The 24,877-nt window shown below is 56.2% G+C and carries 19 protein-coding genes and 1 pseudogene; 3 read left to right on the top strand and 17 right to left on the bottom strand.

From position 1 onward, the window contains the following. Position 1: 1 nt before the first annotated feature. The 11 genes from murA to INT32_RS18490 all read right to left on the bottom strand — a co-directional run bounded on the left by murA (position 2) and on the right by INT32_RS18490 (position 13,653). Complete coding sequence (gene murA, locus INT32_RS18540; RefSeq protein WP_193090192.1) at positions 2 to 1,258, bottom strand: UDP-N-acetylglucosamine 1-carboxyvinyltransferase; 1,257 nt, start codon at positions 1,256 to 1,258, stop codon at positions 2 to 4. Continuing rightward, positions 1,251 to 1,493 (bottom strand): BolA family protein, encoded by a 243-nt coding sequence (locus INT32_RS18535; protein ID WP_193090191.1) that lies wholly within the window; start codon positions 1,491 to 1,493, stop codon positions 1,251 to 1,253. The genes murA and INT32_RS18535 overlap by 8 nt, the downstream gene beginning before the upstream one ends. A gap of 2 nt (positions 1,494 to 1,495) precedes the next feature. After that, the gene (locus tag INT32_RS18530) at positions 1,496 to 2,281 is read right to left on the bottom strand and encodes an ABC transporter permease (protein WP_193090190.1); all 786 of its coding nucleotides are present in this window, start codon (positions 2,279 to 2,281) and stop codon (positions 1,496 to 1,498) included. Further along, positions 2,278 to 3,078, bottom strand: a complete 801-nt coding sequence (locus tag INT32_RS18525; RefSeq protein WP_193090189.1) for an ABC transporter ATP-binding protein — start codon at positions 3,076 to 3,078, stop codon at positions 2,278 to 2,280. The genes INT32_RS18530 and INT32_RS18525 overlap by 4 nt, the downstream gene beginning before the upstream one ends. Positions 3,079 to 3,145: 67 nt before the next feature. Then, positions 3,146 to 3,754, bottom strand: coding sequence for a phospholipid-binding protein MlaC (locus tag INT32_RS18520; protein ID WP_193090188.1), 609 nt, complete (start codon positions 3,752 to 3,754; stop codon positions 3,146 to 3,148). 184 nt (positions 3,755 to 3,938) lie between these two features. Beyond that, positions 3,939 to 4,934 (bottom strand): VacJ family lipoprotein, encoded by a 996-nt coding sequence (locus tag INT32_RS18515; RefSeq protein ID WP_193090187.1) that lies wholly within the window; start codon positions 4,932 to 4,934, stop codon positions 3,939 to 3,941. Between the two features lie 102 nt (positions 4,935 to 5,036). Then, positions 5,037 to 5,582 carry an outer membrane lipid asymmetry maintenance protein MlaD gene (gene mlaD, locus INT32_RS18510; RefSeq protein ID WP_193090186.1) on the bottom strand — a complete coding sequence of 182 codons (546 nt, stop codon included), beginning with the start codon at positions 5,580 to 5,582 and terminating at the stop codon, positions 5,037 to 5,039. Positions 5,583 to 5,622: 40 nt separating this feature from the next. After that, entirely contained in the window at positions 5,623 to 6,405 is a 783-nt protein-coding gene (gene mlaE, locus INT32_RS18505) for a lipid asymmetry maintenance ABC transporter permease subunit MlaE (RefSeq protein WP_193090185.1), read from the bottom strand. Next, positions 6,402 to 7,238: an ABC transporter ATP-binding protein gene (locus INT32_RS18500; RefSeq protein ID WP_193090184.1), complete on the bottom strand. Its 837-nt coding sequence runs from the start codon at positions 7,236 to 7,238 to the stop codon at positions 6,402 to 6,404. Before INT32_RS18500 ends, mlaE begins: the two co-directional genes overlap by 4 nt. A 186-nt stretch (positions 7,239 to 7,424) precedes the next feature. Next, positions 7,425 to 8,891, bottom strand: coding sequence for a glutamate synthase subunit beta (locus INT32_RS18495; RefSeq protein WP_193090183.1), 1,467 nt, complete (start codon positions 8,889 to 8,891; stop codon positions 7,425 to 7,427). A 13-nt stretch (positions 8,892 to 8,904) separates the two neighbouring features. After that, positions 8,905 to 13,653, bottom strand: a complete 4,749-nt coding sequence (locus INT32_RS18490; protein WP_193090182.1) for a glutamate synthase-related protein — start codon at positions 13,651 to 13,653, stop codon at positions 8,905 to 8,907. 317 nt (positions 13,654 to 13,970) lie between these two features. Between INT32_RS18490 and dbpA the strand changes: the two genes are divergently transcribed. Beyond that, complete coding sequence (gene dbpA, locus INT32_RS18485) at positions 13,971 to 15,344, top strand: ATP-dependent RNA helicase DbpA (protein ID WP_193090181.1); 1,374 nt, start codon at positions 13,971 to 13,973, stop codon at positions 15,342 to 15,344. 31 nt (positions 15,345 to 15,375) lie between these two features. On the opposite strand, the gene glpK is transcribed toward dbpA, so the two are convergent. From glpK to INT32_RS18470, 3 genes are all read right to left on the bottom strand, one after another. Beyond that, positions 15,376 to 16,860 (bottom strand): glycerol kinase GlpK, encoded by a 1,485-nt coding sequence (glpK, locus tag INT32_RS18480; protein WP_193090180.1) that lies wholly within the window; start codon positions 16,858 to 16,860, stop codon positions 15,376 to 15,378. Positions 16,861 to 16,923: 63 nt separating this feature from the next. Continuing rightward, on the bottom strand, positions 16,924 to 18,822 hold the full coding sequence (locus INT32_RS18475; protein ID WP_193090179.1) for an LTA synthase family protein: 1,899 nt from the start codon (positions 18,820 to 18,822) through the stop codon (positions 16,924 to 16,926). 205 nt (positions 18,823 to 19,027) lie between these two features. Next, positions 19,028 to 19,744 carry a hypothetical protein gene (locus INT32_RS18470; protein WP_193090178.1) on the bottom strand — a complete coding sequence of 239 codons (717 nt, stop codon included), beginning with the start codon at positions 19,742 to 19,744 and terminating at the stop codon, positions 19,028 to 19,030. Positions 19,745 to 19,924: 180 nt separating this feature from the next. Between INT32_RS18470 and fghA the strand changes: the two genes are divergently transcribed. Together fghA and rpoH are read left to right on the top strand one after the other, a co-directional pair. Continuing rightward, the gene (gene fghA / locus INT32_RS18465; protein WP_193090177.1) at positions 19,925 to 20,776 is read left to right on the top strand and encodes an S-formylglutathione hydrolase; all 852 of its coding nucleotides are present in this window, start codon (positions 19,925 to 19,927) and stop codon (positions 20,774 to 20,776) included. 698 nt (positions 20,777 to 21,474) lie between these two features. Further along, positions 21,475 to 22,353 carry an RNA polymerase sigma factor RpoH gene (rpoH, locus tag INT32_RS18460; protein ID WP_193090176.1) on the top strand — a complete coding sequence of 293 codons (879 nt, stop codon included), beginning with the start codon at positions 21,475 to 21,477 and terminating at the stop codon, positions 22,351 to 22,353. A gap of 104 nt (positions 22,354 to 22,457) precedes the next feature. Here the strand turns inward: rpoH and INT32_RS18455 are convergent. The 3 genes and pseudogenes from INT32_RS18455 to INT32_RS18445 form a co-directional block, all read right to left on the bottom strand. Further along, positions 22,458 to 22,614 (bottom strand): annotated as a pseudogene (locus tag INT32_RS18455) (IS3 family transposase); the annotation flags it as partial. 21 nt (positions 22,615 to 22,635) lie between these two features. Beyond that, positions 22,636 to 23,247, bottom strand: coding sequence for a TetR/AcrR family transcriptional regulator (locus INT32_RS18450; RefSeq protein WP_193090175.1), 612 nt, complete (start codon positions 23,245 to 23,247; stop codon positions 22,636 to 22,638). Positions 23,248 to 23,428: 181 nt separating this feature from the next. After that, a complete protein-coding gene (locus INT32_RS18445) occupies positions 23,429 to 24,754 on the bottom strand; it encodes an NAD(P)/FAD-dependent oxidoreductase (RefSeq protein WP_226817275.1) in 1,326 nt (441 codons plus the stop codon). Between the last annotated feature and the right edge of the window lie 123 nt (positions 24,755 to 24,877).

Here is a 24,877-nt window from a genome sequence, read left to right as displayed (position 1 = left end):
ATCAGCTCCGCAGTCGCTGGATGTCGGCGCCCACCGCTTGCAGCTTGTCTTCCATTTTTTCGTAACCACGATCCAGATGGTAGATGCGATCGATGATGGTTTCACCGGTCGCTGCCAGTCCGGCGATGACCAGGCTGGCAGAGGCCCGCAGATCGGTCGCCATGACCTGAGCGCCCATGAGTTGCTGCACGCCGTTGATGACGGCCGTGTGACCGTCCAGTTCAATATCGGCACCCATGCGCATCAGTTCGGGTACATGCATGTAACGGTTTTCGAATATGTTTTCGACAACGAATGCCGTACCGACTGCCACTGTATTGAGTGCCAGCAACTGGGCCTGCATGTCTGTTGGAAAGCCTGGATACTCACGGGTCCGAAAGCCCACGGCTTTGGGCCGTGTCTGCATAGAGGCGCGAATCCAGTCCGCGCCTGTTTGAATCGTCAGGCCGGCGTCGATAAGCTTGTCCAGCGTCGCTCCCATGGTGTCGGGCGCGGCATTGCGCAACATGATGTCGCCACCGGTTGCACCGACGGCGCACAGGAAAGAACCGGCTTCGATACGGTCGGGCACCACCGTGTAGTCTGTGCCGTGCAGGCGCTCAACGCCGTCAATCACGATCCGGTCCGTGCCATGCCCGGAAATGCGCGCGCCCATGGAGATCAGCATTTCAGCCAGGTCCACCACTTCCGGTTCGCGTGCGGCATTTTCCAGCACAGTCTGGCCTTCAGCCAGTGCCGCAGCCATCAGAAACTGTTCGGTACCGCCCACGGTCACCATATCGGTCACAATGGATGCGCCCTTCAGGCGCGTAGCGCTTGCCACGACAAAGCCATGTTCCACGGCAATGTCTGCGCCCAGCGCCGTCAGTCCCTTGATGTGCTGGTCTACCGGGCGCTGGCCAATGGAGCAGCCGCCAGGCAGACTGACCTTGGCCTGCCCAAACCGCGTCAGTAGCGGCCCAAGGACCAGGATAGAAGCACGCATGGTTTTCACCAACTCGTACGAGGCTTCCAGATTGGTGATCTGGTCGGCCTGCAGATGCACAATACCACCGGCTTCCTGAGTGATTTTAACGCCCAGGTCGGCCAGCAGACGCACTGTGGTGCTGATGTCATTGAGCTGCGGCACATTGCGCAGCGTCACGGGCTCTGCTGTGAGCAGCGCGGCGCACAGGATAGGCAAGGCCGCATTCTTGGCGCCAGAGATGGTGATTTCTCCGTCCAGGCGTCGCCCGCCGACAATTCTGAGTTTATCCATGCTTGCGGTACTCTTCGGGGGTCAGGGTTTTCATTGAAAGCGCGTGAATTTCGGCTTTCATTCTTTCGCCTAGCGCTGCGTACACCGCCTGGTGCCGTGCAATGGGGCGTTTGCCTTCAAAAACAGTGCTGACGATCAGCGCTTCGAAGTGCGAGCCATCGCCGCGCACTTCAATGTGCTCACAGGGCAGGTGCGATTCGATGTAGTGCTGAATCTGTTCGGGAGTAGGTAACATAGTTATGTCCGGAGTTTATATCCCTGCGCAAGCAGACGCAGGGCGTAGGCAGAGAGCAACACGAAAAAGGCCGCCACCACGGCCACACTGTGCCATGGTGAGACATCCGATACTGCGAAGAATCCGTAACGGAACCCGTCAATCATATAGAAAACGGGGTTCCAGTGCGATACCGACTGCCAGAATGGGGGCAGCGAGTGGATAGAATAAAATACACCCGATAAAAACGTAGCGGGCATGATCAGAAAATTCTGGAACGCCGCCAGCTGGTCGAATTTTTCCGACCACAGCCCCGCGACAATACCCAGTACCGCCAGAATACAACAGGAAAGCACCGCAAACACCAGCACCCACAGGATGCTGGCCGGCCATATGGGCACGAAGAACGACGCCATGATCCAGATGCCCAGGCCAACGACCAGGCCGCGCAGGACCGCGGCAATCACATAGGCGGAGAAAAACTCATAATGGGACAGTGGCGGCAGCAGCACGAAAACCAGGTTACCGGTAATCCGGCTCTGAATGAGCGAAGACGACGGGTTGGCAAAGGCGTTCTGTAGCATGCTCATCATCATGAGCCCGGGAATCAGGAAGGCCGTATAGGGAACCGAATCGTACATCCGGACCCGGTCCTCCAGCACATGGGCAAAGACCAACAAGTACAGCATCGCCGTCATGACCGGTGCGGCAACCGTCTGGAACGCAACTTTCCAGAAGCGCAGTAGCTCCTTGTAGAGCAGCGTCGGAAAACCCGAACCGAATTTGATGTCTTTCTGCAGGGGGTTCATGATGCAATCTCCTCCTGCAGGCCGTTATGCATGATGTGCACAAACGCTTCTTCAAGATCCCGGCCGCCCACGCGCGCCATCAGCGCCTGCGTGGTATCGAGCGCAACAATGTGCCCGCGTTTCAGGAGCGCAATGCGGTTGCACAAGGCCTCGGCCTCTTCCAGATAGTGCGTGGTAAGCATGATGGTGTGGCCGCTTTTGTTCAGGCGCACGATAAAATCCCACAGGCTGCGACGCAGATCCACATCAACGCCGGCGGTGGGTTCGTCCAGAATAATCACGGGCGGGCGGTGCACCAGCGCCTGGGCCACCAGTACGCGCCGCTTCATGCCGCCCGATAGTGCGCGCATATTGGCATCAGCCTTGTCGGTCAGGCCCAGGTTATGCAAAATTTCGTCGATCCAGTCGTCATTCCGGTGAATACCGAAATACCCCGATTGCAAACGCAGGGTTTCGCGTACAGTAAAAAACGGATCGTACACCAGTTCCTGCGGCACCACTCCCAGCGAGCGACGGGCCTGTTTGTACTGCGCAGCAACGTCAAAACCGCAGATACTGGCAGTGCCGGCGGTGGGCTGGGACAGGCCGGCCAGCAGGGAAATCAGCGTGGTTTTGCCTGCTCCATTGGGACCCAGCAGGCCGAAAAACTCACCCTCTTCAACGGTGAAGCTCACATTATCGAGTGCACGAAACGGCGCACGCGCAGGGTCTACCCGGGACGGCAAAAAACGCCGCCAGCCCGCGTTGCGGGCACTGTTATAGACTTTGGAAAGATGTTGTACTTGGACGGCGGACATGAATATAAAAAAATGCTTGCTTCACCAATGAAGCAAGCATTTCATTATAGCTCATACGCCCGTAGAATCAGCGATTGAGTGCCTTAATCAGGCCATCAATGCCGCCTTGCGAGATCTGACCGGCAAACTGATTGCGGTAATTCTGGATAAGCCAGATGTTTTCCACGTTCAGGTCATAGATTTTCCAGCCACTGCCGGCCTTTTCCATACGATAATCCACCGAAATAGGCCCCTGGCCGGCCGTAATGGTAGAGCGCACGACCACATCGCTGGCGTTGGCATCACCACGGAACGGCTGCATGGTAATGGTGGTGCTTGGCGTCACATTGCGAAACGCGCCACTATAAGTCCGCAGCAATGTCTGCTTAAATCCGTTAACCAGCGCCGAACGCTGCTGCGCAGTGGCCTGGCGCCACGGCTGGCCCACCGCCAGACGGGTGGTCTTCTCCATATTGATGTGCGGCATCAGGTACTGAGTGACAATGCCATTGATGGCGCCAACATCGCCACCTTTGGCCGCTTCGTTCTGATTCACGGCCTGCAAGGTGTTATTGGCGATCTGCTCGACGAATTGATTCGGATCCTGGGCAGCCACAGCAGCCTGCATGGCACCTGCCGAAAGGAACCCGGCGATCATGGCGGCCTGGGTGGTCCTGAGAATACCTGCGAATTTCATACGTGATCTCCTTTCTGATCTGTGACGTGACAGTCCGGACTGGCCGGTACCTGCCCAATTGACTCATTGTATTTCCGAGGATACATGGGAAGTGTCAGCAAGAGTAAAAGAACCCGCCGAATGAAACAGCCTGAAAGGAATGGGTCGACAATCCCATTTCAGGCTGTTGTATTCATGCGCGCAATTACTTGCCTTCCGGGTCCGTATAGACGGGGACGGATGAGTCTGCATTGGCGGGACCGCCCGCAGGCGATCCTGCAGGTTGTTGCCGACTGGCTGCTGACGGCTGGGAGGCCGGCTTGGGTGCACTTTGGGCCGCGCCCCCTGCCGGAGCGGCTTCCGGATCATCGTACATCGGCAAATTGGGATTAGCAGCAGCGCCGGTTGCACCCGCGCTGCCCGCTTCAGGGTCATCGTATGACGGCAGGTTGCCGCTACCGGCCTTGCTCTGCCCGCCTGGCTGATCCAGCACGACAGGGCCCAGTTTCTGATTGAGCAATGCCTGGCGACGCTGCAAATAGGCATCACGCAGGAAGCTGTATCGATCCAGCGCGACATCGTTCATGAGATCGCTGGCGTTAAGCAGGTTGGCGCGGGAGTTGACAATGCTGACACCCCAGACCGTGTTGCGCACCGGTACATCGTTGATGGCGCCGGGCGAAGCATAGACTGCAGATCCGCCAACGCCGTCGCCCACCGTGCCGGCGGTATCGCGAAACGTTGACGGCCCCAGCAGCGGCAGCACAAAATAAGGGCCCTGGCCTATACCCCAGACTCCAAGGGTGGTGCCAAAATCGTTCTGGATGCGCGGCGCGCCTTTCATGGAAGCAACGTCGATACACCCGCCCAGGCCCATGGTGGAGTTAAACAGCACCCGGCCGAAGGTATTGACCGAATCAAGGCCACGGCCCTGCAAAAAGCTGTTCACCCCCGACCAGATATCGCCGAAGTTGTTGAAAATATTGGTAACGCAGGTGCGCACCGGACTTGGCACAACCGCCTGATAACCCTTGGCCACAGGCGTGAGCAGGTTGCGGTCAACCGCATCATTGAAAGAAAACATGCTGCGGTTGTAACTTTCCAGTGGATCGCCGGGCGTCGGATTTTTGACCGACGCACAACCGGCGAGCACCACCAAGGCGGAACCCAGACCAACCAGGCGTATTTGAGTTTGTTTCATAGGAGACTCGTTATTTTGTGTCGACAGGCCCGATCCAGACGGTAACTTGCCATCCGGACTGCAGCGCCTTGCATTAGCCTAAATATACCAGTATTTGAACAGTTATTGCACAGGCGCCGGTGCAGATGCAGGCGGCGTCAGCGCCGGCGCACTTTGCTGCTGGCCCGCACCGCCACTGCCCGAAGCACTGGATCCTTCCGATTCTGCCTTGGAAAACAGGAACTTGCTGATCAGCTCTTCGAGCACCACAGCGCTCTGCGTATAGATAATTTCACTGTTGTCAGCCAGATTTTTTTCTTCGGCGCCAGGCGTCAAGCCCACATACTGCTCACCGAGCAGCCCCGAGGTCATGATGGACGCCGAACTGTCTTCAGGAAACTGATAGCCGGCTTCAATATCCATACCCACAACCGCCTTGAACACTTTATTGTCAAAGTCGATGCTGCTGACCCGGCCAACCACCACGCCATTGCTTTTGACCGGAGAGCGCACTTTGAGCGCGCCGATATTCTCGAATTTACCGGTCACATGATAGGTTTGCCCGATAGAAAAGGTTCTGAGGTTGCCTGCCTGCAGCATCATGAACACCGCAGCCAGAATACCCAGCAACACGAACAACCCAACCAGAAAATCTGTTTTCTTACTCATTTGAATTTAACCTTTTTCGTGTGCACGTCACAAAACGCGACTAACCACCGAACATCACTGCAGTGAGCAGGAAATCGAGCGCAAGCACCAGTAGCGAACTGACCACCACCGTGCGTGTCGTGGCACGCGCTACGCCTTCCGGCGTGGGCCGCGACATCCAGCCCTCATAGACTGAAACCAGCATGACTGCCAGACCGAATACCACGCTTTTGATGAATCCTGCCAGAATATCGTCCCGAATATCGACAGCGCTTTGCATTTGCGACCAGAATGAACCACCATCCACGCCAATGAGCACCACCGCAACCAGCCAGCCGCCCATAATACCGACAGCCGAAAAAATCAGCGCGAGAATCGGCATGGCGATCACGCCGCCCCAAAAACGCGGAACCACAATGCGTCGCAACGGGTTAATGCCCATCACCTCAATGGCCGCGATCTGCTCGCCAGCCTTCATCAGGCCGATTTCCGCGGTAATGGAAGTACCGGCCCTGCCGGCAAACAACAGCGCGGTCACGACCGGCCCCAGCTCGCGCACCAGGCCCAGAGCCACCATGACGCCCAGCGCCTCTTCGGAACCATAACGAGTGAGCGTGTAATAGCCCTGCAAACCCAGCACAAAGCCAACAAACAGGCCCGATACCGCGATAATGATCAGCGAATAGTTGCCGATAAAATGAATTTGCTCAATGACCAGCCGGGGGCGCTTGAACACCACCCCGCTACGCGCCAGGACGTCAAGAAAAAACCGGAAACAGATTCCCAGCGTCAGAATGGGACGCGTAACGCGCGCGCCCAGCGCAGTAATAAAATTGACGATCATTTGACGCCCTCACGATGACGGCTGAGCCAGCGATCGAAATCGTCAGAGGGCGGATACTCAAACACCACGGGCCCGCTGGAGGCACCCTTGAGAAACTGCCGCGCCAGCGAATTGTCAGACTGGCGCACTTGGTCCGGCGTGCCCGATACCACCAGGCTGCCGTCACCTACCATATAAACCTGGTCGGCAATCAGGAAGGACTCTTCCAGATCATGCGTAATGAGTACGGTGGCGCAGCCGAGCTTGTCGGTCAGGCTGCGGATCAGACGAGCCGTCATGCCAAGCGAGATCGGATCCAGCCCGGCAAAGGGTTCGTCAAACAGAATAATCTCGGGTTCCAGCACAATGGCCCGGGCCAGCGCAACCCGGCGCGCCATGCCGCCCGAAATTTCGGAAACACTCAAATGCGCGGCGCGCTTGAGCCCGACCTGATCCAGTTTGTCCAGCACCTTTTCCAGGATAACGGCTTCGCTATCCTTGCTCAGTTCGCGCAAGGGAAACGCCACGTTGCCAAATACGCTCAGGTCTGTAAACAAGGCGCCCTGCTGGAACAATACGCCCATGCGACGACGCACGGCGCCCAGTTGCTGGGGCGTCATGCGATTGACATCGTGGTCAAAGACCGTAACGGCCCCTTTCTGGGCGCGAATCTGGCCCGTTGCTGCGCGCAACAAGGTGGTCTTACCAGAACCGGAACCACCAATAAGTGCAACCACTTCGCCTTTGTATACTTCGAGATTCAGATCCCGCAAAATGACGCGTGTATCGTAACCAAGGGTGACATCCGCAAACCGAATAACCGGCGGGGAGGAGTGACGTGACTCTACTGTCATCAAAGAAATTTCTTGAAAAAGAGACCCTATTGTATCTGTTTAACGGGAGTTGGTAAAAACAAAACGCAAAAATGCGCAAGTGCCTGCTCAACTTGAAAACAGGCACTTGCGCACGCTCAAGACAAACTACCGGGGAGATTGCGTAATGCAGCGTAACAATTGCTTCACACTGCCCGGCAGGGGAAATTAGCGCGGCAGCAGCGAGGCCCCCATCAAAAATTCATCTACCGCACGCGCGCATTGACGACCTTCGCGTATGGCCCAGACCACCAGCGACTGGCCACGTCGCATATCGCCTGCCGTGAACACTTTGTCCCGGGAGGAGCGATAGTTTTCAACGTTGGCTTTCACATTGCCGCGCTGGTCTTTCTCCACCCCGAACGCGTCCAGTACCGCAGCGACGGGAGAAACAAAGCCCATAGCCAGAAATACCAGATCCGCTTTCAGTTCAAATTCCGACCCTTCGATTTCCTGCATTTTCATCTGGCCGGTTGCCTCGTCCTTGATCCATTCCACACGTGTGCAGACCAGCTTTTTGAGCTTGCCCTTGTCACCCTTGAAGCATTTGGTGGTGATGGCCCAGTCACGCTCACACCCTTCGAGATGCGAAGACGAAGTACGCAGCTTGGCAGGCCAGTAGGGCCAGGTCAGTGCCTTGTTTTCGTGCTCCGGCGGCCGGGGCATCAGCTCAATCTGCGTAACCGATGCCGCACCCTGGCGGTTACTTGTACCCACACAGTCTGAACCGGTATCGCCGCCACCGATCACAATCACGTGCTTGCCTGCAGCCGAGATCTGATTGGCGATACGGTCGCCCGCATTGCGTTTGTTCTGCTGACGCAGAAAATCCATGGCAAAGTGAACACCACTCAGCTCACGTCCCGGCACTGGCAGATCGCGCGGCATCTCGGCGCCGCCAGCCATGATGACGGCGTCAAATTGCTTGTCCAGCTCTGCCGTCGTGATGACATTCAGGCCGTCTTCGGTAGCATCGCCAGCGGCGCCCACATAAGTGGATGCCTGAAACTCAACACCTTCGGCTTCCATTTGGGAAACGCGACGCTCGATCAGGCTCTTGTCCAGCTTGAAGTCGGGAATTCCGTAGCGCATCAACCCGCCAATACGATTGCTTTTTTCAAAAACCGTCACGCTGTGCCCTGCGCGCCCCAGTTGCTGCGCAGCAGCCAGCCCAGCGGGACCGGAGCCGACCACGGCGATTTTTTTGCCGGTTTTTTTCAACGGCGGCTGCGGTACCACCCAGCCTTCATTCCAGCCCTTATCGATAATGGCATGCTCAATGGACTTGATGCCAACCGGATCATTGTTGATATTGAGCGTACAGGCCTCTTCGCAAGGCGCGGGACAGATGCGGCCGGTAAACTCGGGAAAGTTGTTGGTCGAATGCAGAACCTCGAGCGCCTGTTTCCATTGCTGACGGTACACCAGATCATTCCAGTCGGGAATAATATTGTTGACCGGACAGCCGGTGTTGCAGAACGGGATGCCGCAATCCATGCAGCGCGCGCCTTGCACCTGCGCCTGCTTGTCCTCCAGCGACAGGACAAACTCTTTATAGTGTTTCAGGCGCGCACCGGGCGCCTCGTACGATTCGGCAACCCGCTCGAATTCGATAAAACCGGTAATTTTACCCATGATAGATCTTTCCTTAAGCTGCTTTGCGGGCGGTTTGTTCTGACTGCCAGATTTCTGCCAGAGCACGTTTATAGTCGGTCGGCATGACCTTGACAAATTGCTTGCGGGCCTTGTCCCAGTCACCCAGCAGATCGCGCGCACGGAAACTGCCGGTCAGGCGGAAATGATTTTCCACCAGCGTGTGCAGGATCGATTCGTCGGTCTGACGCTCTTGTCCGCGCTGGACACAATGCCAGCCGTCCTGCCGGTTTTCCTTGAGCTGATCGTCGTGTGCCGCGACCTCGCCCAGTTCTACCATTGCCATATTGCAACGCGATTTGAGCTCCCCTTCAGGATCCCACACATAGGCCACGCCGCCGGACATACCGGCAGCAAAGTTGCGGCCTGTTTCGCCCAGCACCACGACCGTACCGCCGGTCATGTATTCGCACCCATGATCTCCGGTGCCTTCCACGACCGTAGCGGCGCCGGAGTTGCGCACCGCAAACCGCTCGCCGACCACGCCATTGAAATAGGCATCACCGGCCAGCGCGCCATAAAGCAAGGTATTGCCTGCAATGATGTGATCCGGCCCGTAACCGCGGAAGTCATTGGGTGAGCGCACGATAATGCGACCGCCCGAGAGCCCCTTGCCCACGTAGTCATTGCCTTCACCAACCAGATCAAAAGTAATGCCGTGCGCCAGGAAGGCGCCAAAACTCTGGCCTGCCGTGCCGTTCAACTGAATGTGAATCGTATCGTCGGGCAGCCCTTCGTGGCCATATTTGCGGGCAACCGCGCCCGACAGCATGGAGCCGACCGTCCGGTTGCGGTTGCGAATCGGCACAATAAATGACACTTTTTCGCCGCGTTCGAGTGCTGCCTTGCTGCGCTCCAGCAGTTGAATATCCAACGCCTTGCCCAGCCCGTGATCCTGCTCTTCAGTGTGCCGCACAGAGGTGTCCACATCAGGCTGATGAAAAACATTGCTAAAGTCCAGCCCACGCGCTTTCCAGTGCTCGATGCCGGCACGCGTATCCAGCAGATCGGCGCGACCGATGAGTTCGTCGAACTTGCGGATGCCCAGTTGCGCCATGATTTCGCGAACCTCTTCGGCAATAAAGAAGAAGAAATTGACCACGTGCTCGGGCTTGCCCTGGAATTTCTTGCGCAGCACCGGATCCTGCGTTGCCACGCCTACCGGGCAGGTATTCAGATGGCATTTGCGCATCATGATACAGCCCTCGACCACCAGCGGCGCCGTTGCAAAGCCGAATTCATCGGCTCCCAGCAACGCACCAATGACCACGTCCCGCCCTGTTTTCATCTGGCCATCCGCCTGCACGCGTACGCGGCTGCGCAGCTTGTTCAGCACCAGCGTTTGCTGGGTTTCCGACAGGCCAAGTTCCCACGAGGTACCGGCGTGCTTAATGGAAGAAATGGGCGACGCTCCTGTGCCGCCGTCATGTCCGGCAATCACAATGTGATCGGACTTGGCTTTGGCCACCCCGGCGGCAACGGTCCCTACACCCACCTCGGAAACCAGTTTGGTGGAAATGGATGCCGTCGGATTGACGTTTTTCAGATCATGGATCAATTGCGCCAGATCTTCGATAGAGTAGATATCGTGATGCGGCGGCGGGGAAATCAGACCGACGCCGGGCACGGAGTAACGCAGCTTGGCAATGTACTCGGACACTTTGTGGCCGGGCAACTGGCCACCCTCGCCAGGCTTGGCGCCTTGCGCCATTTTGATCTGGATCTGATCTGCACTGGACAGATACTCTGCGCTCACGCCGAAACGGCCTGACGCAACCTGCTTGATCTTGGAACGCAATGAATCGCCTTGCTGCAGCGGGACATCGGCTTCAATGCGATCCGCGCCCAGCACCGAGGCCAGCGTATCGCCGTTTTTGATACCGCTGACGCCGTTGCGCAATTCGTTGCGATAGCGCAGTTCGTCTTCACCGCCCTCGCCGGTATTGGATTTGCCGCCAATACGGTTCATGGCCACGGCCAGCACCGAGTGCGCTTCGGTAGAGATCGATCCTAGCGACATGGCGCCGGTGGCAAAGCGCTTGACAATTTCCTTGGCGGGCTCAACCTCTTCCAGCGCAATGGCCTTGGCCGGATCGACGCGAAATTCGAACAGACCGCGGAAGGTCATGTGACGGCGTGACTGATCATTGATCAGCTGGGCGTATTCCTTGTAGGTGCGATAGTTATTGGCGCGGGTGGAATGTTGCAGCTTGGCGATGGAGTCCGGTGTCCACATGTGCTCTTCACCCCGAACACGAAACTCATACTCGCCGCCGGCGTCCAGGGCGTTTTTCAGGACAGGATCTTCGCTATATGCCGCCTGATGCAGACGCAGTGCTTCTTCTGCGACCTGGAAGACATCAATCCCTTCGATTTTGCTGGGCGTGCCGGAGAAATATTTTTCTACCAGCGCCGATTGCAGGCCGACCGCCTCGAAAATCTGCGCGCCTGTGTATGACATATAGGTGGAGATGCCCATTTTGGACATGACCTTGTTCAGGCCTTTGCCCACGGCTTTCACATAATTGTTGACTGCCTTTTCCGGTTCCGGAAAGCCAGCCAGGCTTTCCATGACCAGATTCGGATAAATCGCCTCTGCGCCAAACCCGCCAAGCAGCGCAAAGTGATGCACTTCACGCGCCGAGCCGGTTTCCACGACCAGACCGGTTGCAGTACGCAGGCCCTCGCGAATCAAATGCTGATGCACGGCCGAGGTGGCCAGCAAGGCCGGAATGGCCACCCGCTCGCCATCCATATTGCGATCGGACAGAATCAGAATATTGAGCCCGCTGCGAACCGCATCGGCGGCACTGGCACACAATGCGGCGACACAGGCCTCGATACCTTCGCTGCCCCAGCTTGCCGGATAGGTAATATCCAGCTCGGCACTGCGAAACTTGTTGTCGGTATATTTTTCGATATCGCGCAACACCGACATGCCGGCAAAGTCCAGGATGGGCTGGGACACTTCGATCCGCTGCGGCGGATTAACGTTATTGATATCCAGCAGATTGGGTTTGGGACCGATGAAGGACACCAGCGACATCACCAATTGCTCACGAATCGGATCGATAGGCGGATTGGTCACCTGCGCAAACAGCTGACGGAAATAGTTGTAGAACGACTTGGCTCGGGACGACAGTACAGCCAGTGGCGTGTCGTTACCCATGGAGCCGATGGCCTCTTCGCCGTTTTTGGACATGGGCTCGATAATGAACTTGAGATCTTCCTGATTCCAGCCAAAGGCCTGCTGGCGATCCAGCAGCGCCGCTGGCGAGCTGACCGCTTGCGGGTGATTTTTCTCATGCACAAGAATGTCATCGAGCTTGACGCGCAGGCGCTTGATCCACTGGCCATAGGGACGGTTGTTGGACAATTGCGATTTGATTTCATCATCGCCAATGATGCGACCCTGCTCCAGATCGATCAGCAGCATGCGACCGGGCTGCAGGCGCCATTTTTTGATAATGCGGTTTTCCGGAACGGTCAGCGTGCCGGCCTCGGAAGCCAGAATGACCATATCGTCATCGGTAATCAGATAGCGGGCGGGACGCAAGCCGTTACGGTCCAGTGTGGCGCCGATCTGGCGACCATCGGTAAACGCCACTGCCGCCGGACCATCCCAAGGCTCCATCTTGGCCGCGTTGTACTCGTAGAATGCACGACGGTTCTCGTCCATCGTGGCGTGCTGCTCCCAGGCTTCCGGGATCATCATCATCATGGCATGGGACAGCGAATAGCCGGACGTCACCAGCAGTTCCAGGCAGTTGTCGAACGTAGCCGTATCAGACTGACCCTCATACACAATCGGATAGAGCTTTTTCAGGTCATCGCCAAGCACGGCCGATTCCATCATGCCTTCACGTGCACGCAACCAGTTGAAGTTGCCCTTGACGGTATTGATCTCGCCGTTATGAGCGATCATGCGATAGGGGTGGGCCAGCGGCCAGGCCGGGAACGTATTGGTTGAAAACCGCTGGTGCACTAGCGCCAGCGCAGACACCGCCCGGGTATCGGCCAGGTCGCGATAGTAAATGCCAACCTGGTTGGCCAGCAGAAGCCCTTTGTAGACGACGGTGCGCACCGAGGCCGAAGGTACAAAATACTCCTGGCCATGGGCCAGGCGCATATTTTGAATCGCGTGGCTGGCGGTCTTGCGAATAACGTAAAGCTTGCGCTCCAGGGCATCGGGCACCATCACGTCCGGCCCGCGGCCGATAAAGAGCTGGCGAATAAGCGGCTCACAATCGCGTACGGTGGGCGACATTTCCATGTCATGATCGATGGGTACATCACGCCAGCCCAGCAAGACCTGGCCTTCATCGCGCACGGCGCGTTCCAGTTCTTTCTCACAGGCCAGACGGGAAGCCGTTTCCTTGGGCAGGAACACCATAGCCACACCGTATTCGCCCTCGGCAGGCAGGGTCACGCCCTGTTTGGCCATTTCCTCACGGTAAAGCGTATCGGGAATCTGAATCAGAATCCCGGCACCGTCGCCCATGAGCTTATCGGCGCCCACGGCACCCCGGTGATCCAGATTTTCAAGAATCTTCAGACCCTGCTGAATAATGGCATGGCTTTTACGGCCCTTGATATTGGCCACAAAGCCGACACCACAGGCGTCGTGTTCGTTGGCCGGGTCATACATGCCCTGCGCTTTGGGCATACGATGAGGGCGATGACCAATGGCAGAGGCGTCGACAACCGACACCTGACCATCGAAAGAAGATGAATGAACTGACATAGGAAAACTCCGCAGAGTGCTGCGTAAAAAAATGCGCCGCGATTGGACCGGGATACTGCTTAAACTACTTAAACGCTATCGTGCAGCGCAATAAGGGACAAGAAAGAATACTGCGATTACCCTAGTGTGGCAAGAAAAATAATAAGGGACGGACCCTAATATAACGTGCACTATTTTGGTTCGGTTTTAATTAGGGACAGATCAATGATTATGACGATTTAAGGTACAATAAGTCTTCGATTTCATTGCGCTTTTCCTATCGCGCTCATTTTTTAGCAAGGCCGCATTGCTTGCGCCTTCGTCACCATCAGGCCACCATGTCTTTTTCCACCCTTCCCCTTTCCGATGCCCAGCAGAAAAATCTGGCCGAACTCGGCTTTCAAACGATGACGCCGATCCAGTCTGCCAGCTTGCCGGCCGTCCTGGAGGGCCGGGATGTACTGGCTCAGGCAAAAACGGGAAGCGGCAAGACACTGGCCTTTGCACTGGGCCTGCTGCAACGATTGAACCCTGCCTATTTCGGTTGCCAGGCGCTGGTCCTGTGCCCGACCCGGGAACTGGCCGAACAGGTTGCACAGGAAGTGCGCAAGCTGGCACGCGCGCTGGGCAATATCAAAGTGCTTGCACTATACGGGGGCACGGCCCTGAAGCCGCAGGCAGAATCGCTCCAGCATGGTGCACATATTGTTGTCGGCACGCCCGGCCGGGTGTTGGATCTGGTCGACCGCGACGTCCTTAATTTGTCTGCAGTCAAGGTTTTGGTGCTGGATGAGGCTGATCGCATGATCGATATGGGCTTTTACGAAGACATCAGCGCGATCACCCAGGCCTGCCCGCTCAAGCGACAGAACTTGCTGTTCTCGGCAACCTTTCCGCCCGCCATCCTCAAAGCCAGCGAGGGGTTCCTGATGAATCCGGTGCATGTGCGCACAGACGACAAGCCCGACCATCCCGACACCGACTCCTGGTTCGTGGCTACCGAAGACGCCGACCGGTTTGAAACCACCGCCACACTGCTCAATGCCTATCGTCCCGTCTCTACGCTGGCCTTTTGCAACACCAAGGCCCAATGCGAGGCACTGACCGATTCTCTGCTGGAGCGCGGCATCGAAGCCCGTACATTACACGGCGATATGGACCAGCGAGACCGCGAAGATGTGCTGGTCGACTTTATCGGACAAAGCTGCTCGGTCCTGGTGGCCACCGACGTGGCCGCAAGGGGCCTGGATATTTCCACCCTTGATGCAGTGATCAATGTCGATATGTCGCCCAACGCGGAAACTCATATCCATCGTGTGGGACGCACTGGCCGGGTTGCCGGGCGAGGCGGACTGGCGCTCACTTTGTGCACACCCAAAGAAAAATTTCGCGCCGAACGCATCGAACAGGCGCTGGGCAAGCCACTGGCCTGGCTGGACATGAATACGCTCAAGCGCGCTCGCGGCGCCTTCACGCCCCCGATGCGCACGATCTGCATTCGGGGCGGCAAGAAGGACAAACTGCGGCCAGGCGATCTGCTGGGGGCGCTTACCAAAGACCTGGGCCTGCAAGCCGATCAGGTCGGTAAAATCAGTCTTTTTGATTTTGTGGCCTTCGTGGCCATTGACCGCAGCATTGCTGAAGATACACTGCAGCGCCTGAGCCAGCGCCCTATCAAGGGTCGATCATTCCAGATGCGCTTTCTGAGCTAAACGCGGCTGCGCGGGCTGGGTCGCCCAGTCATCAGGTGCCGCTAATCGTTTGCGCAACTGCCTTTTCCCACCGCTGCATGCACGCCTGCGCCTGGTCCCGGCTCATGGCAGGCTCAAAGGTTTTATCGATACGCCACAGCTGCTCGATCTGCTCAACGTCGGACCAGATGCCGCACTGCAGCCCGGCCAGATAAGCAGCGCCCAGCGCGGTCGTTTCCACCACTTGCGGACGTAACACCGGGATACCCAGCAGATCGGCCTGAAATTGCATCAGCGCATCATTGACACTGGCGCCGCCGTCTACCCGTAACTGCTCCAACCCCGCGCCGTCGCGCGCCATGGCCGACAGCAGTGCGGCGCTCTGATAGGCAATGCTCTCGACTGCAGCACGGGCAATGTGCGCAGCGGTCGTGGCGCGATTGATGCCGACCAGCGTCCCACGGGCGTCTGCGTTCCAGTACGGCGCGCCCAAACCGGTAAAAGCAGGGACGAACATGACGCCACCCGTATCGGGAACCGACTGGGCCAGCGCCTGCACATCCCGGCTTCTTTTAATGATCCCAAGACCGTCACGCAGCCACTGCACGGCCGCGCCCGCCACAAAGACGCTACCCTCCAGCGCGAACTCCGGCTGTTGCTGGCCATATTGCGCAACCCGGGTCGTGAGCAGTCCATTTTCAGAAGCGGTAAAGCGCGTGCCGGTGTGCAGCAGAGCAAAGCAACCTGTGCCGTAGGTATTTTTAGCCATCCCCGCCCGCGTGCACGCCTGGCCAAAAAGCGCACTATGCTGATCGCCCGCCACGCCGCAAATGGGCAGCGCATAACCCAGCAGATCGGCAGGGATATCGCCATAGTGAGCGCTGGAGGCCATCACCTGCGGCAGCAGGCTGGCGGGAATCTGGAACAGATCCAGCAACTGCGGGTCCCACCGTCCTGTATGCACATTAAACAGCATGGTGCGCGATGCATTGGTCACATCGGTGGCGTGCACGTTGCCGCCGGTCAGTTGCCAGATCAGCCAGCTGTCAATGGTGCCGAACAGGAGTTCGCCTTTTTCGGCACGCGCCCTGGCCTGCGGCAGATGCTCCAGCATCCAGACCAGCTTGGTCGCAGAAAAATACGCATCCAGGCGCAGGCCGGTTTTCTCCAGAATCATGGACTCATGCCCCTGATCGCGCAACTGGCGGCATAACGGTTCGCCCCGACGATCCTGCCATACGATTGCCGGCCCCAGGGGTTCGCCTGTCCGACGGTCCCATAACACCGTTGTCTCGCGCTGATTGGTAATGCCGACTGCGCGCACCCGGGCAATGTCCACCGCGGTCTGATGCAGCACCTTTTGCATGGTGACCAGCTGGGTACGCCAGATTTCAACCGCGTCGTGCTCGACCCAGCCCGATTGCGGATAATGCTGCGTAAACTCCTGCTGCGCAAGTCCCACAATTTGCCCGTTGCGATCAAATAAAATGCTGCGGGAACTGGACGTTCCCTGATCTAGCGCCAGCAGATAATCCATGGTTCGCTCTCCGAAAATGAGATCAGGCTGGCGCACCCCGACACAAGTGCACGTTACCTGCGATCAACGTTGTTTCGGCACAGTATAGCTTTTATCCCGGTAAACACTGAAGGGCCACAGTGCATGTGCGCGCGCGAGCCGAACCAGCGTCTCATCGGACGCCATGGGCTCAAACGACTCAGGCGCCGTGTAGCGAAACTGCTGTGGATCCAGATGAGGCTCCAGCACCGTCAGGCGGTCGCCTTGCAGGTAGCCGTAACGGTCACCATATTGCATGATGGCGCGGTCGGGCGTCTGCCGGGTCAAATCCTGGCCGATCATGGGGTGCTCGCATGCGGCACCGGCCAATGACAATAAGGTGGGTGCCAGGTCGATCTGGCTGATAAGGCGATCATCGCGACGCGGCGCGACCGTGCCGCCGAGAATGACGGCGGGAATATGAAAATGCTTCAGCGGGATCAACTCGGCGCCGAACACGCGCGAATCATGATCGGCCACCACCACAAACACCGTATTGTTCCAGTAGTCCCGCGTTTTGGCGGTCTCAAAAAACTGTCCCAAAGCATGGTCGGCATACCGAACGGTATTGTCCACCGTTGCCGGGTTGCCGGTGGTCTGTATGCGGCCCTCGGGATACTCCCAAGGCGAGTGATTGCTCACGCTGAAGGCCAGCGTCAGCACGGGCTCGCTACGCGTGGCATCCTCTTGCAACAGGCGATCCAGCTGATTGAACATATCATCGTCGCAATAGCCCCAGGTGCCCAGAAACGCCGGGTCCTTAAATTGCGGCCCGTCAATCACCTCGCGAAAGCCATTGCCCAGGAAGAAGCCTTTCATATTATCGAAATGGGCTTCGCCACCATACAGGAAGCGGGAATGATAGCCATGCTGCTGACCCAGCACGTCGGCGATCGTAAAGAATCCGCATTGCGCCCCCGGCAGTTTGAATACCGATTGGGTAATAGTGGGTGGAAAGCCCGCTGAAAGCGCCTCCAGCCCGCGTACGGAGCGGGTGCCGGTTGCATAGGCGCGGGTAAAGCCCCACCCCTGTTCGTACAGGGCATCCAGATTGGGCGTCAGCGACTGCCCGCCCAGCGTCTGGACATATTGCGCCCCCAGGCTTTCTTCAACGATAAGTACGATATTAAGTGGTTTGGCACTGCTGACCGATACCTCTTGTCGGTGCCGGGTTGCGGGGCCCGCGCCTGGATCAGTCGGTACTTCAATGCCCGCCGCCTCGCATACAATCCGGTTCATCTGCTCGGCCGGCATCTTGCCATAGACGTCTTCAGCCGACATCTCATACTTCATCGCATAGATGGCGTATTGCAGGCTATACATGGAGTTCAACGCCAGGCTGTTGACCATGCCATCGCCGGCAAATGCCACGGTAGACGGATTGATGGGGCGCTTTTTCAACGTACCGCGAATCATGAGAAAGCACAGGGCCGCGTAGACCAGCGATTCAATGGGTCTGAGCCACCATGGGCCCAGCGGCGCCGGCGTATAGCCTGAAAACAGATGCAGCGCCAGCGCAATCATCCCGGCAAAAACCAGCAACCCCAGCGCCAGCACTTTTTTGTATCCGCGCCACAGCATCCCGGACACCTCTTTGGGGTGTTTCAGATACTCAACGAACAGACGGTTCGGACGGGAATCGTATTCATCAATGAACTGCGGCGTGCAGATTTCCATGAACACGCAGCCCAGCCACCACACGCCGAACCAGATTGCAGTCACGGTAACAAACCACTGGCGATCCCCCAGCCAGGGCATCAGCACCGCGGGCAACGCAGCGTAGGTTGCGATCTGGTTCATGTCCATGCGCAATCCGCCCAGAAACACGCGACCGATGCCGTGGGCCGCCTGAACGCGCCTGCGCTGCCATAGCACTAATAAAACACGACTGACAAAAAATACGAGAAACAGCGCCAGGACAAACGTAAGCAGTTGATATCGCAAAATAATTCCAGAAGCAGCAGGAAACAGTGGAGTATACGCAACTCTACTGGGCAGAGTGTAAAATTTTTGTAAAACCCTGACCGTTTGCTACGGCATTTTCACGCATTCTTTGCGTGTTGATACTGCACGCAAAGCGTCCCATGTACGCATATGCGCCTTGACCGGAAGGCCTTGTTCAGCCCTGGCCGAAGTTCAATCCTCAGACTTATTCTTCCAGAGGCTGGCCCTGATTCTGAACCGACCGGATTCGCGGACGCCCTCGCCTGCCCTGCATCGGACGCCGGCTGGCTACCGAGCAAAGCTGGTTGATGAATCCTGGCGAACCCAATGCCCATTGCCCATGCAGCGCCTGTGCAATCTGTTGCAATTGACCTGACGAGAGCCCCTCGGTATAGCGGTATTTGTATGCCGCCTGCCTGTCAAATGGCGTGTTGCCGGAAGACCAGTAATCGGCATGGTCATTCAGGACCGGGCAAGAGCCCATAAACGCCCCAGTGTGAAAACCGGCAGAAGACCACGGCCACAACTCGCTGTCACTGGCCCCCTTTTCCCGGGCCACCCAAGACTCGAGCCAGATCATTGAAGGGATGACCCATACACCAGGCTCAACCAGCGTGGAACGATAACGTCCGCTGAAAACGGGACCGCTGCGCAGCGTCGTTGCCAGATTACGGCCCAGCATCTGGATCAGGCGCGACAGGGACTTTTCATCGTCGGGCGTTGCCAACAACAGAATACCGTCGTCAGTCAGGGTCCAGGCATGCAACATGACCCCGTGCCGGGCAAGCCCATCAAAAAGCCATTTCTGCAGGGTGTCCAGGATCCGGCTGCCAGCCCGAGCGCGCAAGGCAAGCGGAAATAGAAACCGGGCGTGAACCAGTTGCGGAATGCCGGGGGCGTAAAGCCGGGGTAATCGGGCCATGGAATGTACTGTACACTGGATGCGAAGCCGTCATGGCCACGAAACCGGCAAAACCCGCAGGTTACCGGCGTTTTTTTTCATATATTGTAACAATGATTGAAACAATGCTATGGTAGAACATAGCCGTAAATTTGGCAAAAAATCGACAACAATCATCATATCAGGAGTAGGGGCCTTCCCATGAGCGACAAACTCGAACTTTTAAGTGAACATTATTGTTTTGATGGCTCGCAGCGCTTTTATCGCCATACCTCGCGCGAAATCGGCCTGCCCATGCAGTTTTCAGTCTACATTCCGCCGCAAGCGGCACGCGGCCCTGTGCCGGCCCTTATTTATCTGGCCGGTCTGACATGTACCGAAGAAACGTTCATGACCAAGGCCGGCGCGCAACGCATGGCTGCAGAGTTGGGTTTGCTGCTGGTGGCGCCGGACACCAGCCCGCGTGGCGCCAATGTGCCGGGCGAAGATGAGGGCTGGGATTTTGGCACCGGCGCCGGTTTTTATCTGGACGCCACCGAACCAGGCTGGAAAGACAACTACAAAATGTACAGCTACGTGACCAAAGAATTGCTGGAATTTATTCCGGAATTTGGCGGCGATCAAAGCCGTACAGGCATTTTCGGACACTCCATGGGCGGCCACGGAGCGCTGACCATTGCGCTGAAAAACCCGGAGCTGTTCCGCTCGGTGTCGGCATTTGCCCCCATCAGCGCCCCAATGAACTGCCCGTGGGGCGAAAAAGCCTTCAGCGGCTATCTGGGGCAGGATCGCACAAGCTGGGAAAACTACGATGCCAGCAAGCTGATGGAACAAGCCAAAACACCGTTCCCGGACGGGATTTTGGTCGATCAGGGCCTGGCTGACAAATTCCTGGCTGATGGCCAGCTGTTGCCGGAATTGCTTGAGGCGGCCTGCGCCAAGGCCGGGCAGCCCCTGACGCTGCGGCGCCACGAGCACTATGACCACGGTTATTATTTCATTTCTACATTCATGGAAGATCACCTGCGCTTTCATGCAGAGCGCCTGAAGTAAGGGCTGAGCTGAACAGGCAACCGGCAGACCCACTGCGGTCTTATCCGGTTGCTGACCCACCCAGAACGACCAGTCATGGTGTGTTCCGTCACCCGGGCAAGTGAGATCTTTAATACAGCGTTGATATAGCGCTCTTTAAAATCGAAAAGCTCTCAGATGGAAATCGTCAAACAAGCACCTGACCATTAGCATCAGACCGTAGCACCGAGCCAACTGCCGCCTTCTCGCCATCGAGCGCCACCTTTTTGAAAAACCTTCTTTTCCAAAGGCACATGCTGCCCCACCCTTCCCCGTATTGCACAATGCATCGCAGTACACAAACGAACGGGGGAACGATTGGATGCAGCAGCGGTCTTATTAAGAGAAGAGCAGAATGTTATTAAAACAGAACATTAAAACGCATATTCAAACGAACGCATCAGCAGGAAAATGAAGTCTGGATACAGGTTTGCCGGCACGAAACAGGTTTTTGTTACGATTTTTTGCGTATTTCCCAAGCTCAGTGCTGCCTGCCCTGTCTGCAAAGACAGGTCGCCGTGTCTCAGCGCCTCAGGGCCGGCACAACAGCGAATAACTCGCCAAATAACCGTTTGAAACGGAACTTTTTAGCTTATGCCCACTCAATATTAGCACTCAGCGACAGAGAGTGCTAATATATAAGTACTTTGAATATTCCTTGTCAGGAGATATACAAAACCATGTCAAATCAAGCGCTTACACTGCAAAACTCGATTGCCTCGGCGATTACCAATCCTGGTGCGCTGGGTACAATTGAGTCTTACATTAGTGCTGTGAATCGCATCCCCATGCTCACACCCGAGCGTGAGCATGAATTGGGCGCGACCCTTCAGGAAAAGGGCGATCTGAACGCTGCGCGCGAACTGATCATGTCCCATCTGCGGCTAGTTGTGTCCATTTCCCGCCAGTATCTGGGCTATGGGTTGCCCCACGCCGACCTCATCCAGGAAGGCAATATCGGGCTTATGAAAGCGGTCAAACGCTTCGACGTGACCCGTGGTGTGCGCCTGGTATCCTTTGCCGTGCACTGGATCAAGGCCGAAATTCATGAATACATCATCCGCAACTGGCGGTTGGTCAAAATCGCGACCACCAAGGCGCAACGCAAGCTGTTTTTCAATTTGCGTAGCATGCGTCCCGATGGCCAGACGCTCACGCCAGAACATATCGAAGGCATTGCCTCCAAGCTCAACGTGCGCCCCGAAGACGTCAGTGAAATGGAAGTGCGCCTGACCGGCCGCGACATGTCGCTGGAATCGCAAGACGACGATAGCGATGATTTCGCGCCCATTTCCTATCTGTCCGACGAAGGCGAGCAGGAACCAGGTACGGTACTGGACCGCCGGGCCCATGACGATATGCAGGGCACGGGCGTATCCAACGCCCTGGCTGTCCTGGATCCCCGCTCCCGTCGCATTATCGAGGCGCGCTGGCTGCAGGACGAAGGCGGTAGCTCTACCCTGCATGAACTGGCCGATGAATTCGGCGTGTCGGCCGAACGTATCCGCCAGATTGAATCGGCCGCGCTCAAGAAAATGCGTGGCGCATTCGCCGCCTAACCCCATGAAGCCATAACGTCGCTTCGACAGGCCACAAAGCGCACCCCTGTGAACTGCCCTAATTTGGACGGTTGGAGATTACGGGTCAAGGCCTGAGTTCGGTACTATACCGGGCTCAGGCCTTTTAGTTTGGTTCTTGATGCGTTGACGATTGTAGTAGCGAATATAACGATGCAGGGCTAGCTGCCGTTGCTCGATAGAACCGAATTTGGCCAGATAAAAGCACTCTGATTTGAGTGTGCCGAAGACGCTTTCCATTGCGTCATGTCGGAAATACATTTTCTACCTGGCCTTTAACCCATCAACCAATGTTCGCGTCATCTGATCAGCCAATATTGCTCTTGATTCAGGTGTCTCATCCTTCTCCGGCCGGTACCAGATTAATGACCACTGGATACCACCTAGCATTGTTTTTACAGCTATTGAAACATCTACGTCACCCAATGTTTTATCGAGTTTCGCAGCAGTCAATTGCTTTTTGAAAAGCGCCTCAAAATCATCTCTGCACTTTATCAGTGTATCCAGCGTACGGCGCTCACTCGGCGTCGTGGCTCCAAACCGATGCATCTGTACCCCTTGAGCGACAACGCTTTCATAGGTGTGATGTTCAAGAACGGCCATCGCATGCGCTTTGAGCATGGCTTGCAGGACGTCAATGCCAGACCCGGTCATGGTCGAGGCAGGGACCACCGCCTCGAAAAGCAGTCTCATACCCTCGCGGTGAACGGCAAAAAAAAGGTCGATCTTGGAAGTGTAGTGGTGATAGAGCCGTCCCTTCGTCGATCCCATCTCCCGGGCAATGTCATCCATGCTGGTGGCGTGGTAGCCCTGCTGCATAAATATTGCAGCTGCAGTATCAAGAATTAACTGCTTGCTTAACGTCATTTTGGCCATCCGGCATCTTCCAATGAGGGCATATGAACGATTCATTCATAAACATCGATAGTAGCAATTTCATATAGCATCAGCAACGGTGCGTACCCGAAAATTAGAAGCGCCATCCCACCAAACCGGTGAGAGGCCAGATCATCAGATCTCATGAGTGAGATGAATCAACAGAACAATACGATAGTGCTCAAAACCCGGCTTTCGCTTGCCGGATATCAGAATACAGCTGCCTTGCGTATTTTTTTGCTTCCACTTCAAGCGTATATCTGGCTGAACCGATATAACGTTTTTCGATCCCTTTGCGGTGCTGTGTAATTTCAGATTGCATCTGTTCTTTGCCAGGTAAGGCTATTTCTCCGGCTAAGACCGAGGCCATCCACTTCGCCTGGATTTCCACGAGGGGAATCGTCGGGCCGACAGGTTGAATTAAACCCAACATATATAGTCCCGGCCGATCAGGCACGAGTATTCTTCGATATAGTGACGCCTTGCCATCCGGCACAGAAAATACATTTCCCTCCAAAAACGGAAATGTGGTTTTGTATCCGGTTGCATAAATAATCGCATCAATTTTCTCTTGGCTGCCGTCTTCAAAATCAACGTGGACGCCTCCAAGCGCCTTCACATTGGGTTTGATTTTTATCCAGCCGTGTCCACAGTAAGGGATTAACTCCTGGCTTAACGTTGCATGCTCGCGCCAGATGGGATGCTTAGGCTTTGGGATACCGAATCGTTCCTGATCGCCCGTAACCAGATAGGCAATTTTCTGGACAATTGCGCGGCTGCATGGTGTGGTAAGTTTCAGCTTCTTTGAGAAGAAGCCAATCCAGCGGTCAATGGGTTTGCCCATAATATATTTTGGCATGATCCATGCGCTACGCCTTGTAGACAAAAAAGTACGCCTGGCGCTTTTGCACACATCGACGGCAATATCTACAGCTGAGTTTCCAATACCGACAATCAGCACATTTTTATCTTCAAATCGATCTGCAGTACGATAATAGTGCGAATGGATGGCATCGCCCTCGAAGTGGCCCGGAAACTGCGCCACTCGAGGGTCCCAGAGATGTCCGTTGGCGACAATCACGGCGCGATAGCGGTGTGTTTCATTTGTGTCGAGGTCAACTTGCCAACTGCCATCAGGATTCGGGACGACCCGCAGCACTTTAGTGTTGAATGTAATGAGGGGTAAAATGCCAGCCTTTTGAGCATATGCCTCAAGATACTCAATCACTTCGGAATGAGAAAGAAAATCTGGATACCGATCAGAGATAGGAAAATCCGAATATCCCAGATTTTTTCTGCTTGTGTCCACATGAAGACTTCGATATGCCGATGACATGTCGTTGTCATTTTCGTATCTCCACATGCCGCCGATGTGAGAGCCTGCTTCGAAACAGTCGAACGGCACATTTTTTTCCTTTAAATGTTTTGCCGCTGTTACGCCTGAAGACCCGGCACCGATAATGCACACCGGGAGGTGACTGAGATCATGCATTTTCTTATCCTTCATCTTGCGCATCGCCACACCAAATGTACAGAAATAGTCAAAGGGGGGCTCTACGCGTCCGTTCTATCGTCGTTTACTGCAATCGTGATCGAGCGCATTTCAGTGAATGTTTGTAAGATAGTTTTT

Source organism: Advenella sp. FME57, assembly GCF_014897675.1.
Lineage (GTDB): Bacteria > Pseudomonadota > Gammaproteobacteria > Burkholderiales > Burkholderiaceae_B > Advenella.
This window is presented reverse-complemented; position numbering and strand designations above follow the sequence as displayed.